At 41.9% G+C, this 20,524-nt stretch carries 26 protein-coding genes; 1 reads left to right on the forward strand and 25 read right to left on the reverse strand.

The genetic code is table 11. The annotated features are described in order from the left end of the window. Positions 1-13 precede the first annotated feature (13 nt). From NST16_RS17800 to metG, 17 genes are all read right to left on the reverse strand, one after another. Complete coding sequence (locus NST16_RS17800) at positions 14-244, reverse strand: anti-sigma-F factor Fin family protein (protein ID WP_010332704.1); 231 nt, start codon at positions 242-244, stop codon at positions 14-16. Between the two features lie 60 nt (positions 245-304). Then, positions 305-871 (reverse strand): aminoacyl-tRNA hydrolase, encoded by a 567-nt coding sequence (gene pth, locus NST16_RS17805; protein ID WP_095714732.1) that lies wholly within the window; start codon positions 869-871, stop codon positions 305-307. Positions 872-976: 105 nt separating this feature from the next. Beyond that, positions 977-1,594, reverse strand: a complete 618-nt coding sequence (locus tag NST16_RS17810; RefSeq protein WP_326218799.1) for a 50S ribosomal protein L25/general stress protein Ctc — start codon at positions 1,592-1,594, stop codon at positions 977-979. An 86-nt stretch (positions 1,595-1,680) separates the two neighbouring features. Next, positions 1,681-2,634: a ribose-phosphate diphosphokinase gene (locus tag NST16_RS17815; RefSeq protein ID WP_010332701.1), complete on the reverse strand. Its 954-nt coding sequence runs from the start codon at positions 2,632-2,634 to the stop codon at positions 1,681-1,683. A gap of 22 nt (positions 2,635-2,656) precedes the next feature. Next, complete coding sequence (gene glmU, locus NST16_RS17820) at positions 2,657-4,027, reverse strand: bifunctional UDP-N-acetylglucosamine diphosphorylase/glucosamine-1-phosphate N-acetyltransferase GlmU (RefSeq protein ID WP_229150220.1); 1,371 nt, start codon at positions 4,025-4,027, stop codon at positions 2,657-2,659. Between the two features lie 191 nt (positions 4,028-4,218). Further along, positions 4,219-4,512, reverse strand: a complete 294-nt coding sequence (spoVG, locus tag NST16_RS17825; RefSeq protein ID WP_003218346.1) for a septation regulator SpoVG — start codon at positions 4,510-4,512, stop codon at positions 4,219-4,221. 194 nt (positions 4,513-4,706) lie between these two features. Beyond that, entirely contained in the window at positions 4,707-5,084 is a 378-nt protein-coding gene (gene ridA, locus NST16_RS17830; protein WP_003226738.1) for a 2-iminobutanoate/2-iminopropanoate deaminase, read from the reverse strand. Continuing rightward, a complete protein-coding gene (gene purR / locus NST16_RS17835) occupies positions 5,081-5,938 on the reverse strand; it encodes a pur operon repressor (RefSeq protein WP_168746753.1) in 858 nt (285 codons plus the stop codon). The genes ridA and purR overlap by 4 nt, the downstream gene beginning before the upstream one ends. Positions 5,939-5,993: 55 nt before the next feature. Then, positions 5,994-6,863: a 4-(cytidine 5'-diphospho)-2-C-methyl-D-erythritol kinase gene (gene ispE / locus NST16_RS17840; protein WP_340888416.1), complete on the reverse strand. Its 870-nt coding sequence runs from the start codon at positions 6,861-6,863 to the stop codon at positions 5,994-5,996. A 147-nt stretch (positions 6,864-7,010) separates the two neighbouring features. After that, positions 7,011-7,196, reverse strand: coding sequence for a small, acid-soluble spore protein, alpha/beta type (locus NST16_RS17845; protein ID WP_010332697.1), 186 nt, complete (start codon positions 7,194-7,196; stop codon positions 7,011-7,013). A 161-nt stretch (positions 7,197-7,357) separates the two neighbouring features. After that, positions 7,358-7,618 (reverse strand): biofilm formation stimulator Veg, encoded by a 261-nt coding sequence (veg, locus tag NST16_RS17850; protein ID WP_010332696.1) that lies wholly within the window; start codon positions 7,616-7,618, stop codon positions 7,358-7,360. A gap of 201 nt (positions 7,619-7,819) precedes the next feature. Next, positions 7,820-8,692, reverse strand: coding sequence for a sporulation-specific protease PrtG (gene prtG, locus NST16_RS17855; protein ID WP_010332695.1), 873 nt, complete (start codon positions 8,690-8,692; stop codon positions 7,820-7,822). A 160-nt stretch (positions 8,693-8,852) separates the two neighbouring features. Further along, positions 8,853-9,731 (reverse strand): 16S rRNA (adenine(1518)-N(6)/adenine(1519)-N(6))-dimethyltransferase RsmA, encoded by an 879-nt coding sequence (gene rsmA / locus NST16_RS17860; RefSeq protein ID WP_340887789.1) that lies wholly within the window; start codon positions 9,729-9,731, stop codon positions 8,853-8,855. After that, on the reverse strand, positions 9,724-10,284 hold the full coding sequence (rnmV, locus tag NST16_RS17865) for a ribonuclease M5 (RefSeq protein ID WP_340887791.1): 561 nt from the start codon (positions 10,282-10,284) through the stop codon (positions 9,724-9,726). Before rnmV ends, rsmA begins: the two co-directional genes overlap by 8 nt. Positions 10,285-10,428: 144 nt before the next feature. Next, complete coding sequence (locus tag NST16_RS17870) at positions 10,429-11,652, reverse strand: ubiquitin-like domain-containing protein (RefSeq protein ID WP_340887792.1); 1,224 nt, start codon at positions 11,650-11,652, stop codon at positions 10,429-10,431. Between the two features lie 245 nt (positions 11,653-11,897). Continuing rightward, a complete protein-coding gene (locus NST16_RS17875) occupies positions 11,898-12,665 on the reverse strand; it encodes a TatD family hydrolase (RefSeq protein ID WP_340887793.1) in 768 nt (255 codons plus the stop codon). A 78-nt stretch (positions 12,666-12,743) separates the two neighbouring features. Beyond that, complete coding sequence (gene metG, locus NST16_RS17880; protein ID WP_340887794.1) at positions 12,744-14,738, reverse strand: methionine--tRNA ligase; 1,995 nt, start codon at positions 14,736-14,738, stop codon at positions 12,744-12,746. 496 nt (positions 14,739-15,234) lie between these two features. On the opposite strand from metG, the gene abrB reads away from it, so the two are divergent. After that, positions 15,235-15,525, forward strand: coding sequence for a transition state genes transcriptional regulator AbrB (gene abrB / locus NST16_RS17885; protein WP_003226760.1), 291 nt, complete (start codon positions 15,235-15,237; stop codon positions 15,523-15,525). Between the two features lie 49 nt (positions 15,526-15,574). Here the strand turns inward: abrB and rsmI are convergent, their stop codons facing one another. From rsmI to darA, 8 genes are read right to left on the reverse strand one after another with little or no spacing between them, the layout of a single operon-like run. Further along, the gene (rsmI, locus tag NST16_RS17890) at positions 15,575-16,453 is read right to left on the reverse strand and encodes a 16S rRNA (cytidine(1402)-2'-O)-methyltransferase (RefSeq protein ID WP_326227629.1); all 879 of its coding nucleotides are present in this window, start codon (positions 16,451-16,453) and stop codon (positions 15,575-15,577) included. Beyond that, positions 16,428-16,727, reverse strand: a complete 300-nt coding sequence (locus NST16_RS17895; RefSeq protein WP_229150213.1) for a GIY-YIG nuclease family protein — start codon at positions 16,725-16,727, stop codon at positions 16,428-16,430. The genes rsmI and NST16_RS17895 overlap by 26 nt, the downstream gene beginning before the upstream one ends. After that, positions 16,714-17,457, reverse strand: coding sequence for a tRNA1(Val) (adenine(37)-N6)-methyltransferase (locus tag NST16_RS17900; protein ID WP_024123608.1), 744 nt, complete (start codon positions 17,455-17,457; stop codon positions 16,714-16,716). The genes NST16_RS17895 and NST16_RS17900 overlap by 14 nt, the downstream gene beginning before the upstream one ends. 60 nt (positions 17,458-17,517) lie before the next feature. Next, positions 17,518-17,877 (reverse strand): replication initiation-control protein YabA, encoded by a 360-nt coding sequence (yabA, locus tag NST16_RS17905; protein ID WP_010332687.1) that lies wholly within the window; start codon positions 17,875-17,877, stop codon positions 17,518-17,520. Positions 17,878-17,891: 14 nt separating this feature from the next. After that, positions 17,892-18,719: a competence/sporulation regulator complex protein RicT gene (gene ricT, locus NST16_RS17910; RefSeq protein WP_010332686.1), complete on the reverse strand. Its 828-nt coding sequence runs from the start codon at positions 18,717-18,719 to the stop codon at positions 17,892-17,894. Positions 18,720-18,721: 2 nt separating this feature from the next. Then, complete coding sequence (gene holB, locus NST16_RS17915) at positions 18,722-19,711, reverse strand: DNA polymerase III subunit delta' (RefSeq protein WP_010332685.1); 990 nt, start codon at positions 19,709-19,711, stop codon at positions 18,722-18,724. 11 nt (positions 19,712-19,722) lie between these two features. Next, positions 19,723-20,163 (reverse strand): YaaR family protein, encoded by a 441-nt coding sequence (locus NST16_RS17920; protein ID WP_010332684.1) that lies wholly within the window; start codon positions 20,161-20,163, stop codon positions 19,723-19,725. 12 nt (positions 20,164-20,175) lie between these two features. Further along, the gene (gene darA, locus NST16_RS17925) at positions 20,176-20,505 is read right to left on the reverse strand and encodes a cyclic di-AMP receptor DarA (RefSeq protein WP_003218295.1); all 330 of its coding nucleotides are present in this window, start codon (positions 20,503-20,505) and stop codon (positions 20,176-20,178) included. Positions 20,506-20,524 lie beyond the last annotated feature (19 nt).

Genomic DNA, 20,524 nt, shown 5'->3' on the forward strand with positions numbered 1-20,524 from the left:
ACACCAAAGCTTTTTATTGAATAAATGTGTGATGTTCGTGGTAATGCGGATTTCGTTCAAGTGCCTCTTGGCAATCTTCACATATTGTATGAACATGGACATCTCCATTGTCTTTATATGAAATCATATCGTTTCTTTCCTCGTTTGTTAAGTGGTGAAACCCAAGTGAATTTGTCGATACCATGGAAGATTCCAGACTTCCAACTTTTACTCCGCAATGACGACAATAATAATGCAAAGCCATACAAGGGACCCTCCTGATGAAAAAGTCATTTTGGTGTAGTATGGACTCTGATTATGTATTTTATACCTTCGCGTTGAATTCGTTCATAACCTCTAAAAACGGTTTGCTGAGAGAAGCCTCACAAGCCTTAACGGACCTTTCAATCGCTTCTTCAATTGCTGGTGTTTCATCCTTTGAAAAAGTGCCTAAAACATAATCAACCACCTTCATCCCGTTCACAGGCCGCCCGATTCCGATGCGGATGCGATCAAACTCAGGCGTTCCGAGATGCTGGATCAGTGATTTGATGCCATTATGCCCGCCCGCACTGCCTTTCGTTCTTAGACGGATCTTGCCAGTCGGCAGATCAAGGTCATCATAAATAACTTTTAAATCTTCGTTGTCTACATCATAATAATCCATTAAAGGCCGCAAACATTCTCCTGATAAATTCATATATGTAAGCGGTTTAACAAGTAGAACCTTTTTGCCGGAAACAAATCCGGTTCCATATAATCCGTTAAATTTGCTCTGGTTCAGCTCAATATTCCATTCCTTCGAAAGTTGGTCTATTGCCATAAATCCGACATTATGCCGTGTATTTTCATAGTTCTTTCCCGGGTTTCCGAGGCCGGCAATTACAAGCATGGAAAATCCTCCCTTAGTCACATAAGCTCCCGCTCTAATACGGGCTATAATTCTTCTCATTCTAGCACAAAAGACGTAACCGCGGGAGGGTTACGCCTTAAGCTATTATTGATCTTTGTTTTCACCTTCAGGCTGAGCATCGGCAGTTTCCTCAGCATCTGTTTCTGCAGCATCCTGCTGCTGCGGAGGAAGAATGGAAGCCACAACCTCATCTGATTCGTGATTAAAGGAGTAGTCACCGCCAGCAGGCAAGTCCTCAATCGTGAGTACATCATTTACATCAAGACCAGAAATGTCTGCCTCGATTGATTGCGGAATTGCTTTTGGCTTAGCCTTCACAGTAAGAGCGTAAAGCGGCTGCTGCAATACGCCTCCATTTTTCACTCCAATTGCTTCTCCAGTCAGATGAATCGGCACTTCCACTTCAATTTCCTCACTCATATTAACGACTTGGAAGTCAGCATGAGTGACCTCATTTTTCAGCGGGTCCGTTTGCAGCTCTGTTACCATGACAGCGTGCTTCTTTCCGTTGACGTCAAGAGTAAGGACTGTATTCTTGCCTTCGTCCCTCAGTGTTTTAATAAGTTCCACACTGTCTAAGGATACCGGTTTGTTTTCCGTGTCTTTTCCATATATGATACCTGGAACATGTCCTGAAGTACGGATATCCCGAAGAGACGAACGGGTGAAACCTGTTCTTTCTTTTGCCGTTAACGTTGCCATATTCAGCACCATCCTATTATCGTTTTATTGTCTTATTAGAAACAATACCCAAAACGATAAAGGTTTAAACCTTTTAAAACATCGGTTTAGCTGAACAGGTAGCTGACAGATTGCTGCTCATGAACGCGAATAATCGCTTCAGCCAGAAGCGGTCCGACTGAAAGCTGCTTAAACCGTTCAATTTTCTTTTCTTCAGGGAGCTTGATGCTGTTTGTCACAACAAGCTCTTTAATTGTTGAGTTATTAATTCGTTCTACAGCAGGTCCTGATAGTACCGGATGTGTACAGCATGCATATACTTCTTTTGCTCCATTTTCAACAAGCGCATTAGCTGCAAGTGTAATGGTGCCGGCTGTATCAATGATATCATCGATAAGAATAGCGATCTTCCCTTCGATATTACCGACAATATTCATGACTTCTGCCACATTCGGTCTCGGACGGCGCTTATCAATGATCGCAATCGGCGCTTTTAGTCTGTCAGCCAGCTTGCGGGCGCGTGTCACACCGCCGTGGTCTGGTGAAACAATGACGATATCTTCAAGGTTTTTACCTTCAAAATATTCTCCTAAAATCGGAACACCCATTAAGTGGTCAATCGGTATATCAAAGAATCCTTGAATTTGCGGTGCGTGCAGATCAAGCGCGATGACACGAGTCGCACCAGCAGTCTCAAGCAGGTTTGCGAAAAGTTTTGCTGTGATTGGCTCACGGGATCTAGCTTTTCTGTCTTGACGCGCATAACCGTAATAAGGAATCACAATGTTAATGGTTTTTGCTGAAGCGCGTTTCAGCGCATCTACCATAATCAACAGTTCCATAATATGCTCGTTAACGGGGTCACTTGTAGACTGGATGATGTAACAGTCACATCCGCGAATACTTTCTTCGATATTAATTTGGACTTCCCCATCACTAAATCTTGTGACAGAACACTTCCCTAATTGAACTCCAACTATATCTGCGATTTCTTTTGCAAGCTCTGGATTAGAATTCAAAGAAAAAATCTTTAAATTCTTATCTCCGTATTGATTAGACATGGATAAACCTCCGAATTTAGGATTATTTTTTATGAATTTTTTTCACATAATCGTCTTTATTTACTTGTCTCGCTCTGGCGATAGCAAGTGCTTTTCCAGGTACATCTTCCGTAACAGTTGAGCCTGCCGCTACATAAGCGCCTTCTCCGACTGTGACAGGGGCAACCAAATTGGAGTTGCAGCCGATAAATGCGCCGTCTTCAATTTTCGTTAAATATTTATTCTTTCCATCATAATTAACAGTAATTGAACCGCAGCCCAAGTTGACGTCTGTGCCTACTTCGGCATCCCCGACATAGCTTAAATGTGAAGCCTTGCTTCGGTCTCCGAATTGCGTCTTTTTGATTTCAACAAAATTCCCGATCTTCACTTCATTCCCGATGACAGAATCAGGTCTGATGTGAGCAAAAGGTCCTATGTTTACATCATTCCCCACTTTACTGTTGTTGACTACCGATTGTTTAATCACAGTACGGCTTCCAATGGAACTATTCATAATCTCAGTATGAGGGCCGATAATCGTATCTTCTCCGATTTGCACCTCACCTTTAATCACAGTTCCAGGATAAATCACAGTATCGCTTCCGATGACAGCTTCAGGAGAAATATACGTATTCATCGGGTCAATCAGCGTAACACCATTTTGCATATGCCGTTTATTAATCCGCTCTTTCATAAACAATTCAGCCTGAGAAAGAGCAACTCTATCATTAACTCCGAGCGTTTCTTGGAAGTTACCAGTCTGGTAAGCGGCAACAGTTTCGCCTTCATTTTTGAGGATCTCTATCACATCCGGTAAATAATACTCGCCTTGAACATTATCGTTCGATACAAGGTCAATGGCCCGGAATAGAGCTTCATTATCAAAACAATACGTTCCAGTATTAATTTCAGTCACAAGACGTTCTTCTTCTGAAGCGTCCTTGTGCTCCACGATTTTTTGAACCGCTCCGCTCTCACCGCGAATGATTCGGCCGTATCCAGTCGGATCTTCTGCAACAGCAGTCAAGATTGTAGCTTTTGCTTCTTTTTGTGTATGTTCTTTCAGCATAGCTTCCATTGTCTCCGCTGTTAAAAGCGGCGTATCTCCGCAAATGACAATCGTTACACCTTTTTCGTCAGCAAGAAATGGCTGTGCCTGTTTTACAGCATGAGCAGTGCCAAGCTGTTCTGCTTGAAGCGCATACTCGCTTTTATCACCAAGCTGCTTTTTCACTTCTTCCGCACCATGTCCGACAATCGTGACAAGCTTCGTTAAAGATAGCTTTAAAGCTTCGTCTACGACGTGCTCTACCATAGGCTTACCACAAACTGGATGAAGGACTTTATAAAGCTTTGATTTCATTCTCGTTCCTTGTCCAGCCGCTAAAACAACTGCAAACCGCTTATCCATTTAATGGCCTCCAATATCCCTTTTATCCATAGAAAAATATATCCTAAATATCAGTTGATTTCAAGGAGACTTCATGAAGTGCAAGAATTTTCTATTGGTGCATTTTAGTTTGAAAAATTAGAATTAAAAAAGGACTGCCGGAAAAAGGCTTGTCTCAGCCCCATCAGCAGTCCTTGCTTTTTGGTTATTTTTTAAGAAGCTCCAGCTTCTTCGAATTCTAATGCTTCAGTGTCACCCAGACGATGATACTCATTTAACACGGCATCTTGAATCTTTCCACGCGTGCTTGAATTAATAGGATGAGCAATATCGCGGAACTCTCCATCAGGGGTGCGTTTACTCGGCATCGCAACGAAAAGACCATTGTTTCCATCAATCACACGAATATCATGTACAACAAATTCGTGATCCAGCGTGATGGATGCAATCGCTCTCATGCGACCATCGGTATTCACGCGGCGTAATCTTACGTCAGTAACTTCCACAGTAGTTCACCACCTTTTCCCTATATAAAAGCATTAGTGTATCAATTCCACGATTTTTTCTGAATTCCTGCTGTTTTTTAAAATATTTTTTGAAAAAATAGGATATAAATACACAATTAGGTCATAACGCTTTTATTTTAGGCATAAGGTAAATAAAAAAGTGATTCCGAGCAAACCCAGAATCACTTTTCTTATTATTTTACTAACGCAATCACTTCGATTTCGACTAATGCATCCTTTGGAAGTCTCGCAACTTCAACGCAAGATCTCGCCGGTTTGTGCGTGTCAAAATATTGCCCGTACACTTCGTTCACTTCCGCAAACTGTTCCATGTCCGCGATAAACACAGTTGCCTTTACGACTGTTTCAAAAGAAGCACCTGCTTCTTCCAACACCGCTTTTAAGTTGCTGAACACTTGATGCGTCTGCTCCTTAATATCACCGTTCACCATTTCACCTGAAGGCGTCAAAGGAATTTGGCCTGAGCTGTAAAACATATTATTGACGATGATCCCTTGTGAGTAAGGTCCGATTGCCGCTGGGGCATGTTTTGTGTGGACTGCTTTTGTCATGATTCTGTCTCTCCATTCTTCAAAAGATTGTCTTTAAAAAAACGTAGAAAATTGCCATTCTGGATTTCAATGGACTTATCTTTCATGTTGATCGTTGAAAGAGTTAGAAGTGACATATACTCATCAACAAGACGTTCATTTACTCCTTCGGCTTCGACCAAGACGCCGATCCCCGCTACATTCGCATTAAACTCATCCAACAGGCTAATCATACCATTAATTGTGCCGCCTGCTTTCATAAAGTCATCAATAATGAGTACGTTTGAACCCGTCTTCATGCTTCTTTTTGCAAGTGACATCGTTTGAATGCGGTTTGAGGAGCCTGACACGTAATTAATGCTGACCGTGGAGCCCTCAGTTACCTTGTTATCCTTGCGCACAATGACGACAGGCACATTCAGATAACTCGCAGCTGCATACGCGAGAGGGATGCCTTTCGTGGCAACGGTCATGACAACGTCAATTTCGCGGTCCGCAAATACAGAAGCAAACAGCTTTCCAACCTTGGAGAGTACAGATGGCTTTCCTAAGATATCCGTTAAATACACATAACCGCCCGGAAGGATACGCTCAGGATTTGCCAATGACTGTCCAAGGGTCTGAACGAATTCTTCAGCTTCAGCCTGCTTCATTTTCGGAATATATTTGACACCTCCGGCAGCGCCGGGAACAGTAAGCAAAGTACCGATCCCTTGCTGCTCAAAGGTCTGCTTTATAATTGTTAAATCTTCACTGATCGATGATTTTGCAGATTCATACCGCTCAGAAAAAAAGGTTAACGGTATTAACTCGTGCGGATGGGTTAACAAATAATTTGTTAAGTCCACCAATCTGCCGCTGCGACGAAACTTCATGAACTTACCCCCAAAATCCGAATATTTTAAGATCAATATAACTTAACATACGGATTTAATCAAGAGCGTTCTGTTCGCCGATCATTCTCACCGCATATACCTGATCGCAGAAGCCTCTTAACCCGTTATAAATCCTCTGTACCTTAGACTCATATTGAACCAGTCCAAACACAGTCGGACCGCTTCCGCTCATTAACACGGCATCTGCGCCAAAGCGTTTCATCTGGTTTTTGATCATCGCGACTTCTGGATGCATATCAAGCGTTACAGACTCAAGCACATTCCCCAAACGGCTGCACATGTGTTGAAAGCTCTTTTCCTCAATCGCGTCAATCATACCGTTTACATCCGGGTGTTCCACCTCATCAAGCTTTAGCTGTCTGTAGACCTCGGCCGTAGAAACTCCAATTGTTGGCTTCGCCAAAATGACCCAGCAATGCGGAGGCGGGCTGATGTGTTTAATCTTTTCACCGCGTCCAGTGGCAAGCGCAGTTCCGCCATAGACGCAAAACGAGACGTCTGAGCCAATTTCCGCTCCCAGCTCCGCCAGCGTTTCTGCAGAAAGATTTAAATTCCACAGTCTGTTCAGTCCTCTGAGCGTTGCGGCCGCATCACTGCTTCCGCCGGCAAGGCCGGCAGCCACGGGAATCACCTTCGTGATCATGATGGAAACTCCCTTTTTCACGTTGTATCTGTCTTTGACGAGCTTGGCAGCCTGATAAGCTAAGTTTCTCTGATCATCGGGCACAAAGCGGTTGTGGGATGAAACCCTTACTACATCTTCTGCCAGCTCCGTCAATTCAATCCGATCCGCTAAATCAATTGTCGTCATAATCATTTCGACTTCATGATAACCATCCGGGCGTTTTCGGGTAACGTCAAGTGACAGATTGATCTTGGCTGGCGCTTTTTCTAAAATACGCATAGCTTTCACCTACTTCTCCATCTAAACATAAGTATGAACATTGTATCACATTTGAAGTGCGGGATGAACATATCCATATTGGAGCTATTATGTATTTACAACCAAAATCAAAAACCGGGGAACCATACGTCCCCCGGGTCACATTCCTTATCGGTTATTCTGATTCTGAGCCATCTGCTGTTCGGCGATTTCAATTGCCCGTTTTACCATGTTACCGGCATCGCGGGCACGAATGCCTCCCCAACCTTCATTTTTTACAGTGTCATAAAAACCAAGGTCCTTAGCCAGCTCATATTTAAACTCATCTGACATAACTCCACGACGTCTGCCCAAACGAAACAACCCCTTTTTTAGAGATGATAACGATTCGTGCACGTCACGATAAAATGTGACCGTTTTTATCTTTTGTTTAAAGACAGTGAAAGTATCGAGAGAATTAATGGAAATCAAAAAAAGACAAAACAAAAAGCAGTAAACAAAAAGTTCACTGCCCGTTAAAATGCTACTGAGCTTGCTGCGTCATCATTAAATGTCAGTTCAACAGTCTCAGTCAAAATATCAGCATAACTGTATGAAACTCTTTCAAACGAGTTCTCGTCTTGATCTAGTTGTATCACAAAAACAGCAGGGTACGTCTCAGCTAAAATGCCCGAACGCTCAATCGTTTTTCGGCGGCCACCGTTTGCTTTTAACGTCAGCCTTCTACCTAAATTCCCGTCAAGCGACCTTTTAATATCGGACAACGTCTTCGCCATTGCATCCACCTCACTACATTTATTGTACAACACGAGCCTATTTTTGTCAAATAAAATTTAAATTATATCAACGTTAATAAGACGTTGTCAACAAAATTATTTTGACAAAATTCTATGATTCCTTAAATATTTTCCGCAAGTTTCGGTAAATTATGTATCATTATGTAAAATAAAAACCCCGAATAAATCATCTATCCGGGGCTAATTGGACTTATAAGGCATTCCGACCCTCAATACTCCTCTTGTTTCAATGCCTCCAAGTCCTTTCTCTCTTGTCAGTGTATTCCGGAGCACTTCCCATACGTTGACTCTTTCCATAAAAGGCGTAAAGCTGATTTTCGCCACGATATATACAGGATCAAGAGCATGAATGTTTACTCTTGAAGGAGAACTCGCGAAATTGGCTCCCGCTCTTATAAGTGATTCAAAATGGGATTGGCAAGCCCCCGCAAAAATAACTAGCTGATCTAAGTGAGGTATTTTTTTTCGGGCTTTCTGAACTGTTTCGACAAAGTGTTTCGAATGTCTGTATGCGCTCAAATCATCAATGCCGCCCTTTTGCTTCGAGTATGCATCATGGCCGGTAATCACCAGGATGTCAGGTCGATATTTGTCGAGCAATTCTTCTATAGAAGCAGACATTTTCTTTTCGTGACAATGAATGCCGTAAACCGGCACACCGATCTTTTTATAGACACTCAGGCATTTTTTCAAATACGCCTCATCACCGTCCATATGAAGCACCTTGCCCGGCATATGAAAATAATGCTCCTGATGCTGGTACTGGCTTGTTGCATAGTACTCCTGTTTCTCTCTCAGCAGCTTATAATCCTGACGGAGCAGCTCAAGTGATTCATTCATTCTGCTCTCATCTTTCTTTTTTCGCATCAGCTGCTCATCTTTTTGCACAGCCACCAAATCAGAAAAATCCGCATCAGCAATCAGCCTGACTTCGTCACCATGCAAAATGGCGATTGAATTCCCTGTACTTGTTTGTTCTATCGCTAATATGCGAAACAAAACATCCATTTGATAGGATTTTCTGGCTACCATATCCCCTATTTTAAATTGCACGTTCCTCACTCCACACATAGACTAAGCCTCATCATGAAAGAAAGAGCCTTGAGAAAAGCGCCTTTTTTCGCTGAGTGCAAGTTTTTCTTATCATTGAATTTAAGGTCCTTCTCTAGCCTATGTAGCGGCAGTCCATGTGGTGCGAAAACAAAAAGCCCTTTTAGAAAAGGGCTTTGCACAATCCGTTAGACAGCGCAGCGAATTCCTCAATAGACAAGGATTCACCTCGGCGCTTGCCGTCAATATTCGTTTCTTCCAGTACTTGCTCAATCATTGGTTTTTTTGCTTTACCATCAGGCAGATTGTTCACTAAGTTATTAAGCAACGTTTTGCGGCGCTGAGCAAAGCTCGCCTTAATTAACTGAAAGAAAAAGGCTTCGTTTTCTACATCCACTGCCGGGCCGTCGCGGCGAATCAGCCGAATGACTGCTGAATCTACATTAGGCTGAGGAACAAATACCGTTTTCGGAACGATCATCACCGTTTTGGCTTCTGTATAAAATTGCACAGCAATAGAAAGTGAACCGTACTCCTTAGATGAAGGATCAGCAGCCATACGTTCAGCTACTTCCTTTTGCAGCATAACGACAATCCCTTTCAGCGGGAGGTTTTCTTCAAGCAGCTTCATGATAATCGGCGTTGTCACATAATAAGGAAGGTTGGCTACAACCATTACCTCATCACAGTCTTTAAATTGCTCTTCAATGACCGATTTCACGTCTGCCTTAAGTACGTCTTGATGAATGACAGTGACATTGTCATAAGGGGAGAGCGTGTCTTTAAGGATCGGCAATAAACGCTGGTCAATTTCAAATGCCGCGACCTTTTTCGCCCGCTTGGCAAGCTGTTCAGTCAGAGCCCCGATCCCCGGGCCGATTTCAATGACACCGGTTTTCTCCGTCACTTCGGCGTGGTCGACAATTCTGTCTAAAATGTTCGTATCAATTAAGAAATTCTGCCCCAAACTCTTTTTAAAAGAAAAACCGTATTTTTTTAGTATCTCTTTCGTTCTTATCGGTGTCGCAATATCTTTATTCATCCTGTTCCTCCCGCATGACGGTATCGAGCGCACTCATAAAATCACTTTTTTTAATTTGAAACATTTGCAGCCGTTTTTGAAGCTGTTTGCCATTTGTATATCCGATTTTCAGCAGATCACCAAGACGTTCACGGCGGCGTTTTGCTTCAGATCCGCCAATCAGCCCGGCGTGAATTAGGTCTTCAGCAGAAATTTCACTCGGCTGCGCTTCCATTTCTTCATGCACGTTTTCTAAACATGCCCTGATGCTTTCAATTGATGCGTGTTCTACGCCAATTCCCCGTTTGTTTTTAGGTTTCGCAAGGTGCTTTGGCAAAAATGCATGCTTACAGCCGGGTACAGCCTCGGAAATGGTTTTGCGTATTTTTTCTCCCGGGAAATCCGGGTCCGTTAAGATGATAACGCCTCTGGTTTCCTGAGCCAAACGGATTTGTTCAATCACATGATTACCGATGGCTGAACCATTTGTTTCAATTGTGTCTGCATCAACAGCCAATTTGATGCGGGCCGTATCGTCACGCCCCTCGACCACAATGATCTCTTTAATTTTCATTATTTCCTCCAAGACAAAATAAAAACTTTTGTATATTGATGAAACTTTTTCATATGTCGAGCGTCTAATAAGCAGAAAATACACTTCGTCTATTATAACGAAAAAAACAGAGGGCGCAAAACCCTCTGTATAGATAAGTATATATTAATTCAAGATTTTAATTTTGACTGTTTTATTTCCCCATCGGTAAGCCGATGATTTCTCAGGGAAAAAGACGTCTATTTTATTCCCTTTAATCGCTGAGCCCGTATCAGCAGCAACGGCGTATCCATATCCTTCAACGTGGACTTTTGAGCCTAGCGGAATGACATTTGGATCTACTGCGATGACTTTTGCATTAGGATTATTTTTCAGATTAACGCCTGTAGCCGTATGTCCTGAACATCCGCTGCAGCTTGCCGTATAAGCTGTAGATGATACTGTCATGACTTTACCTGTTGATTCATTGCTCCGAGACACAACTGGTTTTGAATCGCCGGAAGCACTGACCTTTTCAATCTTCGGACTGCTTTGCTTTGTGCCGATCGCAACCACTTTATCTTTGCTTTGCTCGGCTGTTTCTTCTTTTACAAGCTCTCTGGAAACTTCTTCGCCGTTTTCCTTTACGACTTCATAATGTTTTTTGAGCTTGCCTTCTTTTCCTTTTTGGACGACCTTTTCTTGCCCTTTTTCAAGAGAAGCGTCTTCTTGTTTTTTCACATCAAACGCTATTTTCTCTTCAACTACATCGGTGACCTTTTCGATACGAGTTATTGTAATATCAGCCTTTCCTTTCGTTAGCTTTTCGTCTAACGCAGGCTTGATTTTATCTTCGTCTTTTATGTTCATCTTTTGCTGTTTTAAAAAGTCAGCGACCGTAGTCGAAGTCGTCCAGATCTTCTTTTCTTTCCCTGCATCATTCACAGTGACTTGGAACGCAGGTTCTATGTTAATTTTCATGTCTTTCGAAACTTCTGTATCTATTGCGGGATCAATCTGATCGTATTCTTTTACATCAACATCTTGTTCGTCCAGTAATGCACCGACCGTTTTTGCTGTTGACCATAATGTCTTTTCTTTCCCGTTTAAAGTAAGCTTCACAGGTTTTGCAGCCTCATACACAACATTCATATCTGCTGTTATCTGTGTCTGTTTAGCAGGTGTGATCTTGTCTTCATCTCTTGTCTTTATATCAAGTGCTTCTAAAAGATCACCGACTGTTTTTGCATGTGTGCGTATATTTTTCTTTTTGCCGTTGATAGAAACTGAGACTGATTGTTTCGTCAGCTCATGAGCTGCGTACGCAGTCCCGCCTCCCGCCAGCAGCAAACAAGCAGCAACCAGAATGACTTTGCTTTTGCTAAGCTTTACGGAAAACAGCTTTTTCATTTTTTGTGTGATGAAAAACGCCTCCTTCTCCTCGGAGAGATTATATAGAGTATCTAAAAGGCTGTCAACCCTCCCTTCTCGTTCCCCTAAAAGCTCAGTGTCTTCTTCATTATCCTGAAACACACCGAGAAACGGAAGAAAGACTTGTCGACAAACCTATCCTATGAGGAGAAGAAAGCATGTAGAACATTTATGGAAAAACACCGGAACGGACAAGCTCTTACAAAACCCGCTAGCGTTTTTTGTCAGTTTATACGGAAAAGTCTTTTTGCATTTTCAGTCGTAATTGATGCAATTTCTTCAAAGGTTGTTCCTCTTAATTCAGCAATCTGTTCTGCCACATATTTCACATAGCTTGGCTCATTTCTTTTCCCTCGAAAAGGAGTTGGGGTAAGAAACGGACAGTCAGTTTCAATCAGCAGCCTATCATTCGGAATTTCCTTTACAACTTCCTTTGGTTTCTTCGCATTTTTGAAGGTGACAGGACCGCCAAATGACAAATAAAAATTCATCTTCATACATTCTCTTGCCACTTCAATACTGCCCGTAAAACAATGCATGATGCCGCCGACTTCGTCTGCGCCTTCCTCTTTCAAAATGGTAACGACATCCTCTGTTGCATCACGGTTGTGGATAATAATAGGGAGATTGACCTCTTTTGCGAGGGCAATTTGTTTTCTAAATACTTCTTTTTGAACTTCTTTAGGAGATTTATCCCAATGATAATCCAGACCCATTTCACCTATCGCTACCAATTTTTCATGAGCAGAAAGCTCTTTAATCCAAGCCAAATCTTCCTCTGTCATGTCAATGGCGTCAACTGGGTGCCAGCCGATGGCAGCATATATAAAATCATATTCCTCAATCATTTCCATCGCCCGGGTAATGGTCGGCCGGTCAAAACCGACGACTACAATCCGGTCCACTTTTTCAGCTTTCGCCCGCTCAATAACCTCTTCTAGATCTGTATTGTATTGTTCTGCATTTAAATGCGCATGTGTGTCAAATAACATAAATGAAAAACTCCTTTCTTGTCGAAACACAAAAGGTGTTCGACGAATTGTTACACGTGAAACACCTTTTGTTTATCATTATTTAATTCTTGTGCCCTTCGGTAAGGACTGATCGATGGATACGACTTTTAATACGCCGTCTGCTTCTCCTGCAAGGATCATTCCTTGAGAGAGCTCTCCTCTCAGCTTAACCGGTTTTAGATTTGTTACACATACGAGTTTTGTTCCAATAAGCTGTTCAGGTTTATAATGTTTTGCAATACCGGAAACGACTTGGCGTTTCTCAAAGTCAAGGTCAAGCTGGAGTTTCAGTAAACGATCTGCTTTTTTCACCGGCTCTGCTTCTATAACCTCTGCCACACGAAGTTCTACATTCATGAACTGATCAATCGTAATTTCAGGTAAACGGTCGACCTCTTGCGGCTCTTCTTCTATTTTCTCTTCTTTAGCTGGAGCTGAGCCCTGCATTTTCCCTTTAATGTACGCAATTTCTTCTTCTGCTTCTAAACGCGGGAATAAAGGTTCGCCTTTTTGTACTTTTGTGTCTTTAAGCTGACCGAAAGCTGTAATGCTGTCCCAGGCTTTTAAAGCATCATCCGTGATGCCCAGCTGCTCAAACATTTTTACCGGTGTTTTTGTCAGGAACGGCTGAAGCAGTACGGCTGAAATACGCAATGATTCAGCAAGGTGATACATAACCGACTGCAGTTCTTTTTCTTTTTCAGGATCTTTGGCAAGAACCCATGGAGCCGTTTCGTCAATGTATTTATTAGTTCGGCTGATCAACTGCCATAATGTTGAAAGAGCGACCGAGAATTCCATCTTTTCCATTGCTTTTTCATAGGATTTCACTGTTTCCTCAGCCACGGAAGAAAGCGTCTGGTCAAATTCCGTTACGGCACCTTTATAAGAACCGATTTGCCCGTCAAAGTATTTATTGATCATGGCCACAGTACGATTCAAAAGGTTACCTAAATCATTCGCTAAGTCATAGTTAATTCGTTCAACAAAACCTTCCGGCGTGAAAACACCGTCAGATCCAAATGGCACTTCGCGAAGCAGGTAATAACGAAGCTCGTCTAAACCGTAGCGTTCGATGAGCGTGACTGGATCAACAACATTCCCTTTGGATTTCGACATTTTTCCATCTTTCATCAAAAGCCAGCCATGCGCAAATACTTGCTTCGGCAACGGAAGGTCCAGAGCCATTAGCATGATCGGCCAATAAATGGTATGGAACCGTACAATTTCCTTACCAACTAAATGAACATCGGCTGGCCAATATTTTTGATAAAGCTCATCATTTTCTGTATCATAACCGAGTGCTGTTAAATAGTTGAATAGTGCGTCGATCCAAACATATACAACATGTTTTGGATTTTCCGGCACCTTCACACCCCAGTCAAATGTGGTGCGTGAAACAGCTAAATCCTCAAGGCCGGGTTTGATGAAGTTGTTAATCATCTCGTTTTTACGTGACTCCGGCTGAATGAAGGTTGGATTTTCTTCATAGAATTTCAAAAGACGGTCAGCATATTTCCCCATACGGAAGAAATAGGATTCCTCTTTGATCAATTCGACAGGGTGGCCGCTGTCAGGGCTTTTCCCGCCAATAACCTCACCCTTTTCATTTCGTTCAATATCTACAAGCTGAGTTTCCGTGTAGTATGTTTCATCAGGAATACTGTACCAGCCCTCGTATTCATCAAGATAGATGTCCCCGTTTTCAAGAAGTTTTTGGAACACCTTTTCTATGACAACTTTATGCCGTTTTTCAGTTGTGCGGATAAAGTCATCGTTTGAGATTTCAAGCTGTTTCCACAGTTTCTGAATATCTGCCGCTGCGCGATCCACATACTCTTGAGGCGTAATGTTTTCCTGTTCAGCTTTTTGTTGGATCTTCTGCCCATGCTCATCCGTTCCCGTTAAATAGCGCACATCAAAGCCTTTTAATCGTTTGTAGCGAGCCATTGCGTCACCAGCGACTGTTGTATACGCATGGCCGATATGTAATTTTCCGCTCGGATAATAAATCGGTGTTGTAATGTAAAATGTATTGTTTTCTTGCGGCATCTTGAAACCTCCCAATCAGAATGTCAAAAAGCTCCCGCCCAAAGGACGAGAGCGGCGAAAAGTGCAAAACATATATGATTACCTATTTTTATATTTATCCTTTATCTATGATACCATCTTAGCCTTTAAGATCAAGGATATATACGTATGCCCCTAAAAAGAATAATTAAAATTAAAAACCTTTAATAAAAATAAAAAAAGTCTGTTCATGTCGAATTTTGTCGTATATAATCATACGGTATAAAAAACCTTGGTTCGAAAGTCTTGATTTAAAAGGATTTTTCATAGGATAATAGCTTTATTAGAAAATTATAAAATGCTGTTAATCCGGTAGTTTCAAAGCCATTACTGACTATAAGAACTAAATCTTACAATCAATAGTAAACAAAAGGATTGACGATTATTGGAAACCTTGTTATGCTATGAAGGTAAGGATTTTGTCGAATAATGACGAAGAAAAATATAACTTAAACAATAATTATCTCTTGGGAGGAGAATGTTTATGAAATCTACTGGTATTGTACGTAAAGTTGATGAATTAGGACGTGTAGTGATTCCTATCGAATTGCGTCGTACTCTTGGAATCGCAGAAAAAGATGCTCTTGAAATTTATGTTGATGATGAAAAAATCATCCTTAAAAAATATAAACCAAACATGACTTGCCAAGTAACTGGTGAAGTTTCTGACGATAACCTTAAACTTGCCGGCGGCAAATTGGTACTAAGCAAAGAAGGCGCTGAGCAAATCATCAGCGAAATCCAAAACCAGCTTCAAAACCTTAAATAATCATTTTTTACACAAAAAACGTTCTTGTTATGACACAAGAACGTTTTTTTTATTGCTGTATATGGTATGCATCATACATTTCACGTTTTGGGACGTTACGATCTACGGCCGCTTTTTTAATGGCTTCTTTTGAGGTTGCTCCCTTTGAGATGTAATGCTCGACATGTTCTTTTGCAGAGAGGTTCTCCCACCAATGTGTTTCTTCATCTTGTTCCTCAGAGTTATTGCCCTCGACCACAAGACAAAACTCTCCGCGGATCTGATCCTCATTTGCCCAGTCTATCACTTCTGATATCGTTCCTCTTATAAACTCTTCATATTTCTTAGTAAGTTCACGCGTCACTGCAATGTCCCGATCTCCTAATATCTCTAACATCACAGACAAGGTTTCCTTCAATCGGTGAGGTGCTTCATAAAAAATAATCGTTTCTTGTCGTTTTTTGAGGACATCGAGTTCTTTTTTCTTTTCTTTTTTCTGCCTGTTGAGAAATCCGTAGAAAAAGAAAGGCTGCGGTACAATTCCTGAAGCAATAAGCGCTGTTAATGCGGCATTGGCCCCCGGCAGAGGAACAACATAACCGCCCAATTCTGTAAAGTCCTTGACGATTTCCGCTCCCGGATCAGAAATTGTCGGCAGCCCAGCGTCACTGACCAGCGCTATGTTCTTCCCGGACTTCAGCCATTCAATGATTTTGTGGCCGCTGCTTTCTTTATTGTGTTCGTGATAACTGACAAGCGGGGTTTCAATTTCATATACATGGCAAAGCTTTTTTGTTTGCCTCGTATCCTCTGCAGCAATCGCATCCACTGATTTCAGCGTTTCGATCGCTCGAAACGTCATATCCTCTAAATTTCCGATAGGTGTCGGAACCAAATAAAGAATCCCCATATCCGACTTACCATTAAAGCTCATCTGGCGCCTTAACATATACAGCCTCCTTGCTGTTCCGTTTTTCTTCTATATAATGCTCTTTTTTTCTGCGAGTCAGTTTTTTAAAGTAATATTCCGCCTGCATAGCTTCCCGCTTCGTTGCAAATGCCTCAGCAAAAATTAAATCAACCGGGCGTCTCGCTTTTGTATACTTTGCGCCCTTTCCATCGTTGTGAGTTTTCAGCCGTTTCTGCAGATCGTTGGTATACCCTGCATACCAGCTGTTATCTTTGCACTGTACAACATAAAAGAAATGGTTATTTGTCTCCATATAAAATGGTCCTGATTTCTTTTGTGTATTCGTTTTGTTCGTTATACACGAACAGCGGAGGAAGTATTTTCAAATCTGGCCGCCCGCCTTTTATGCCTTCAACCAAAATAGTATTGGCTTCCTTCCCTTGTTTCGGATAGACAAACTGAACACGCTTCGGCTCAATTTGATAAGCCTTCATCAATTCAAAAATTTCGAGAAGCCGGCCCGGCCGGTGAACGAGCGCTGCCTTTCCGCCTTGCTTTAGCAATTTACTGCTGACAGAAATGACATCTTCCAATGTACAGTGAATTTCATGTCTTGCGATACGGAGGTGCTCATTCAAATTTTGTTCGGCCTGTTTCGGTGTTTTAAAATAAGGCGGGTTGCAGGTAACAACATCATATCTATTATGCCCCAGCTTTTCAGGCATGTTTTTCAGATCATCATGTATGATTTGAATTTGATCCTGCAGCTCATTATACGCCACACTGCGGACAGCCATATCATGGAGTCTTTCCTGAATTTCAACTCCAAGGATATCTGCTTTTGACCTTGTACTCAGCAGCAGCGGCACAATGCCGTTGCCAGTGCACAAATCAACAATTTTTCCTTTTTGAATCGGAACATAAGCAAATTTGGAGAGAAGCACAGCGTCCAACGAAAAAGCAAACACCGTTGGACTTTGTATGATCTTCATGTCCTCTGCCAGCAAATAGTCTAATCTTTCATCGTCATGTAATGAAACCATTTTCTTATCCTTTCCAGCACCTTTGAAAAAGGCTTCCGTCTGATGCGGAAGCCTTTTTCCTTATTTTTTATTTAAGAATGACAGACAGAAGAGACAATCTTCTTTTCTGACGCTTCCATAGTGGACGTTACAGATATGGAACCCTTCCTGATACAGACGTGCCAGATTATCATATCCTTCCCCTATATCAGCTTGCTCTGTCTTCTGTGTTTTTGATTCTTTTTTATCAGCTTTAAACTTTTCAATCTGTTGCGTCGTATCGTCCAGCCGTTTACGCAAATGCTTATTTTCAAGCTGTAGATGATGATTTTCTTCAATCATCTCACCGATATGCTGCTTTAAGTCCCCCAGCTGCCGGTAAAGCGAGCCGATTTGTTCTTCTAAGTTAATGACGGTATCAAATAACTCTTTTTTATCCAAGGTTCCACACCTCGTTAATCTGTGGTTTGTGCGGATACGACGCCCTCTTCCAAGAGCTCTTCCCAAGTATATTCTATCACTTTTTCACGGTTCATCAGTTCCACCTGAAGCACCCGTTCCAGAATATTCAGCCCGACGACTTTCGCAGGCCCGTTTGCTGTCGTAATCATTTCCCCTATATCCGGAAGCTGTTCCTTTGCAGTCTCATACTCATCGTTTTCGTATTTCAGACAGCACATCAGACGTCCGCAAAGACCAGAAATCTTTGTTGGATTTAAAGATAAGTTCTGATCCTTCGCCATCTTAATAGACACAGGTTCAAAATCCCCGAGGAATGTTGAACAGCAAAGCATTCTGCCGCAAGGGCCGATTCCTCCGAGCATTTTTGCCTCATCTCTCACTCCAATTTGGCGAAGCTCAATCCTTGTTTTGAAGATGGAGGCTAAATCCTTTACAAGTTCTCTAAAGTCTACTCGGCCGTCAGCAGTGAAGTAAAAAATCACTTTATTGCGGTCGAACGTAAACTCCACATCGACCAGCTTCATATCCAAGCCGTGATCTATTACTTTCTTTTGGCATATTTCAAATGCTGATAAAGCTTCTTGTTTATTTTCTTCTACAATGAGAAGATCGCGCTCGTCAGCCACGCGTATCACTTTACGGAGCGGAAGCACAACATCATGCTCATCCACCTGTTTATTCGCGACAACAACCTGGCCGTACTCAACGCCTCTGACAGTTTCTACAATGACGCAGCTGTCTTGTTCTATATGAAATCCATTCGGATCGAAATAATATATTTTACCCGCTTTCTTAAAGCGGACGCCAATTACATTGTACAAGCTTATCCCTCCTGCAACATTAACACCAAGTGCTCCATTAATCCCTGCACATTCACATTGGAATGAAGCCGTTTCTTTGCTTCTAAAACAGCAAGTATCTGGTTCGTAACGCTTTGTTGTGTTGATTGTAGCGCATGCTGTTTTATTGATTGGAATAAGTCTTGATAAATCAATTTATCTTCATTTCCTATTTGGATGGACAACACATCGCGATATATCAATAAGAGCATATCAAGACCCATTTCTTGATGGGTTTTTTCTTTGAAAAAGGGCATCCATTGATCTTGAATAAAGAAAAAGGCATGTCCTTTCCGCTGGTGTAAGACTTCATACAATTTTATCACTTTCGCTCTAGACTCTGCAAACTCATCATTTCGACTTAATTCGACTGCTTCTGCTACATTGTTGGTCATGTTCGCCAGAAGCCTCGCCATATAAGGCGAGACGTCCTGTTCTATCAGTCGGTCTTCAATTGCTTTGGGCTGCAAAGGCTGAAAAGGAAGGGTTTGGCATCTTGAAATGATGGTATCCAATAACCTTTGAGGCTGCTCAGTGATAAGGATGGCCATTGTGTCTCTGTTCGGTTCCTCTAAAAACTTCAGCAGGCTGTTTGCCGCATTAGCCGTCATTTGATCTGCATGTGATATGATATACAGCTTTTTATGCGATTCAAGCCCTGTTTTTGAAAACTCTTCTTGCAGCGCTTGAATTTGCGCCTTTTTAATCGATAACCCATCAGGCTGGACCAGATGGAGATCAGGGTGGTTCCCCGACTCAATCCGCTTACAATTTCTGCAGTTCTCACAAGGCTCTGCTCCGGCTTCCAGACAAAAAAAGCTTTTCGCAAGAAGCATTGCGGCCTCCAGCTTGCCTGTTCCTTTTTTGCCCTCAAATAAATAAGCGTGTGATAATCTGTCCTTCTCAATACTATTATATAAAAGCTTCATTACTCTGGGCTGAAGCTCGGTCATTTCCTTCCAGGATATTGCCATTGTATCACTCTCTATGTGTAAAGGTTAATTAATAAACCTTTTATTTCGCCAATACGCTCCAGCAAATCAATTGCCGGTTTTTCCAGATCCATCATCTCTTCTGTAAGCTTTATCAATTTCTCGTCTATTTCTTTCACAAGTCCCAGTGTTCTGCTGTTTCCGTAAAGGTCAAAGCTTTTCGACGTTTCATGTGAAAGACCGCTGTCAACAGCTTCTTTGACAAAACGTTTCACAAGCCCTTTAAATCTTGCCAAGTCTTTAAAATTCCGTGATTTCGTCAGTCTTTTCCCAAATGCTTCTATGTCTGTTAACAGCCTGGTCAGCTGATCAAACTTTAATTTGCTGCTTTGGTTCTCCATTGATGTTTTAAAAGATGCTGAAATCTCAGCTGTTTTCATAGAAGGAAGCTGCTTATTATCTATAAATGTGCGTATATCTTTATTGATTTTCACAGTTTCAAATCCTTAAAATTGATGAAATTCATCGACTGGAAGGACAAATACTGTCGCTCCGCCAACTTCAACTTCGACTGGATAAGGGACATATGAATCAGCATTTCCGCCCATTGGAGATACAGGAGCAATCATCTGATCACGTTTCTGTCCGTTTTCTTTAATGAGACTCAATGCTTTATCGACGCGTATATCCTCGACACCAATCATAAACGTTGTATTGCCTGATTTAAGAAATCCTCCTGTCGTCGCAAGCTTTGTGACTCTAAAGTTGTGATCTGTTAAAGTTTTCAAAAGTCTGTTGCTGTCCTGATCTTGTACAACTGCCACTATTAATTTCATCTGTAAAGGCCTCCTTTAG

It is taken from the genome of Bacillus sp. FSL K6-1005 (assembly GCF_038000225.1).
GTDB classification, from domain to species: Bacteria; Bacillota; Bacilli; order Bacillales; family Bacillaceae; genus Bacillus; species Bacillus mojavensis.

What these genes read in the sequence shown, in the direction of transcription:
- NST16_RS17800 (WP_010332704.1), bottom strand. Translation starts at nt 244, where the DNA reads ATGGCTTTGCATTATTATTGTCGTCATTGCGGAGTAAAAGTTGGAAGT.
- pth (WP_095714732.1), bottom strand. Translation starts at nt 871, where the DNA reads ATGCTTGTAATTGCCGGCCTCGGAAACCCGGGAAAGAACTATGAAAAT.
- NST16_RS17810 (WP_326218799.1), bottom strand. Translation starts at nt 1,594, where the DNA reads ATGGCAACGTTAACGGCAAAAGAAAGAACAGGTTTCACCCGTTCGTCT.
- NST16_RS17815 (WP_010332701.1), bottom strand. Translation starts at nt 2,634, where the DNA reads ATGTCTAATCAATACGGAGATAAGAATTTAAAGATTTTTTCTTTGAAT.
- glmU (WP_229150220.1), bottom strand. Translation starts at nt 4,027, where the DNA reads ATGGATAAGCGGTTTGCAGTTGTTTTAGCGGCTGGACAAGGAACGAGA.
- ridA (WP_003226738.1), bottom strand. Translation starts at nt 5,084, where the DNA reads ATGACAAAAGCAGTCCACACAAAACATGCCCCAGCGGCAATCGGACCT.
- purR (WP_168746753.1), bottom strand. Translation starts at nt 5,938, where the DNA reads ATGAAGTTTCGTCGCAGCGGCAGATTGGTGGACTTAACAAATTATTTG.
- ispE (WP_340888416.1), bottom strand. Translation starts at nt 6,863, where the DNA reads ATGCGTATTTTAGAAAAAGCGCCAGCCAAGATCAATCTGTCACTTGAC.
- veg (WP_010332696.1), bottom strand. Translation starts at nt 7,618, where the DNA reads ATGGCGAAGACGTTGTCCGATATTAAAAGGTCGCTTGACGGGAATTTA.
- rsmA (WP_340887789.1), bottom strand. Translation starts at nt 9,731, where the DNA reads ATGAATAAAGATATTGCGACACCGATAAGAACGAAAGAGATACTAAAA.
- rnmV (WP_340887791.1), bottom strand. Translation starts at nt 10,284, where the DNA reads ATGAAAATTAAAGAGATCATTGTGGTCGAGGGGCGTGACGATACGGCC.
- NST16_RS17870 (WP_340887792.1), bottom strand. Translation starts at nt 11,652, where the DNA reads ATGAAAAAGCTGTTTTCCGTAAAGCTTAGCAAAAGCAAAGTCATTCTG.
- NST16_RS17875 (WP_340887793.1), bottom strand. Translation starts at nt 12,665, where the DNA reads ATGTTATTTGACACACATGCGCATTTAAATGCAGAACAATACAATACA.
- metG (WP_340887794.1), bottom strand. Translation starts at nt 14,738, where the DNA reads ATGCCGCAAGAAAACAATACATTTTACATTACAACACCGATTTATTAT.
- abrB (WP_003226760.1), top strand. Translation starts at nt 15,235, where the DNA reads ATGTTTATGAAATCTACTGGTATTGTACGTAAAGTTGATGAATTAGGA.
- rsmI (WP_326227629.1), bottom strand. Translation starts at nt 16,453, where the DNA reads ATGTTAAGGCGCCAGATGAGCTTTAATGGTAAGTCGGATATGGGGATT.
- NST16_RS17895 (WP_229150213.1), bottom strand. Translation starts at nt 16,727, where the DNA reads ATGGAGACAAATAACCATTTCTTTTATGTTGTACAGTGCAAAGATAAC.
- NST16_RS17900 (WP_024123608.1), bottom strand. Translation starts at nt 17,457, where the DNA reads ATGGTTTCATTACATGACGATGAAAGATTAGACTATTTGCTGGCAGAG.
- holB (WP_010332685.1), bottom strand. Translation starts at nt 19,711, where the DNA reads ATGGCAATATCCTGGAAGGAAATGACCGAGCTTCAGCCCAGAGTAATG.
- darA (WP_003218295.1), bottom strand. Translation starts at nt 20,505, where the DNA reads ATGAAATTAATAGTGGCAGTTGTACAAGATCAGGACAGCAACAGACTT.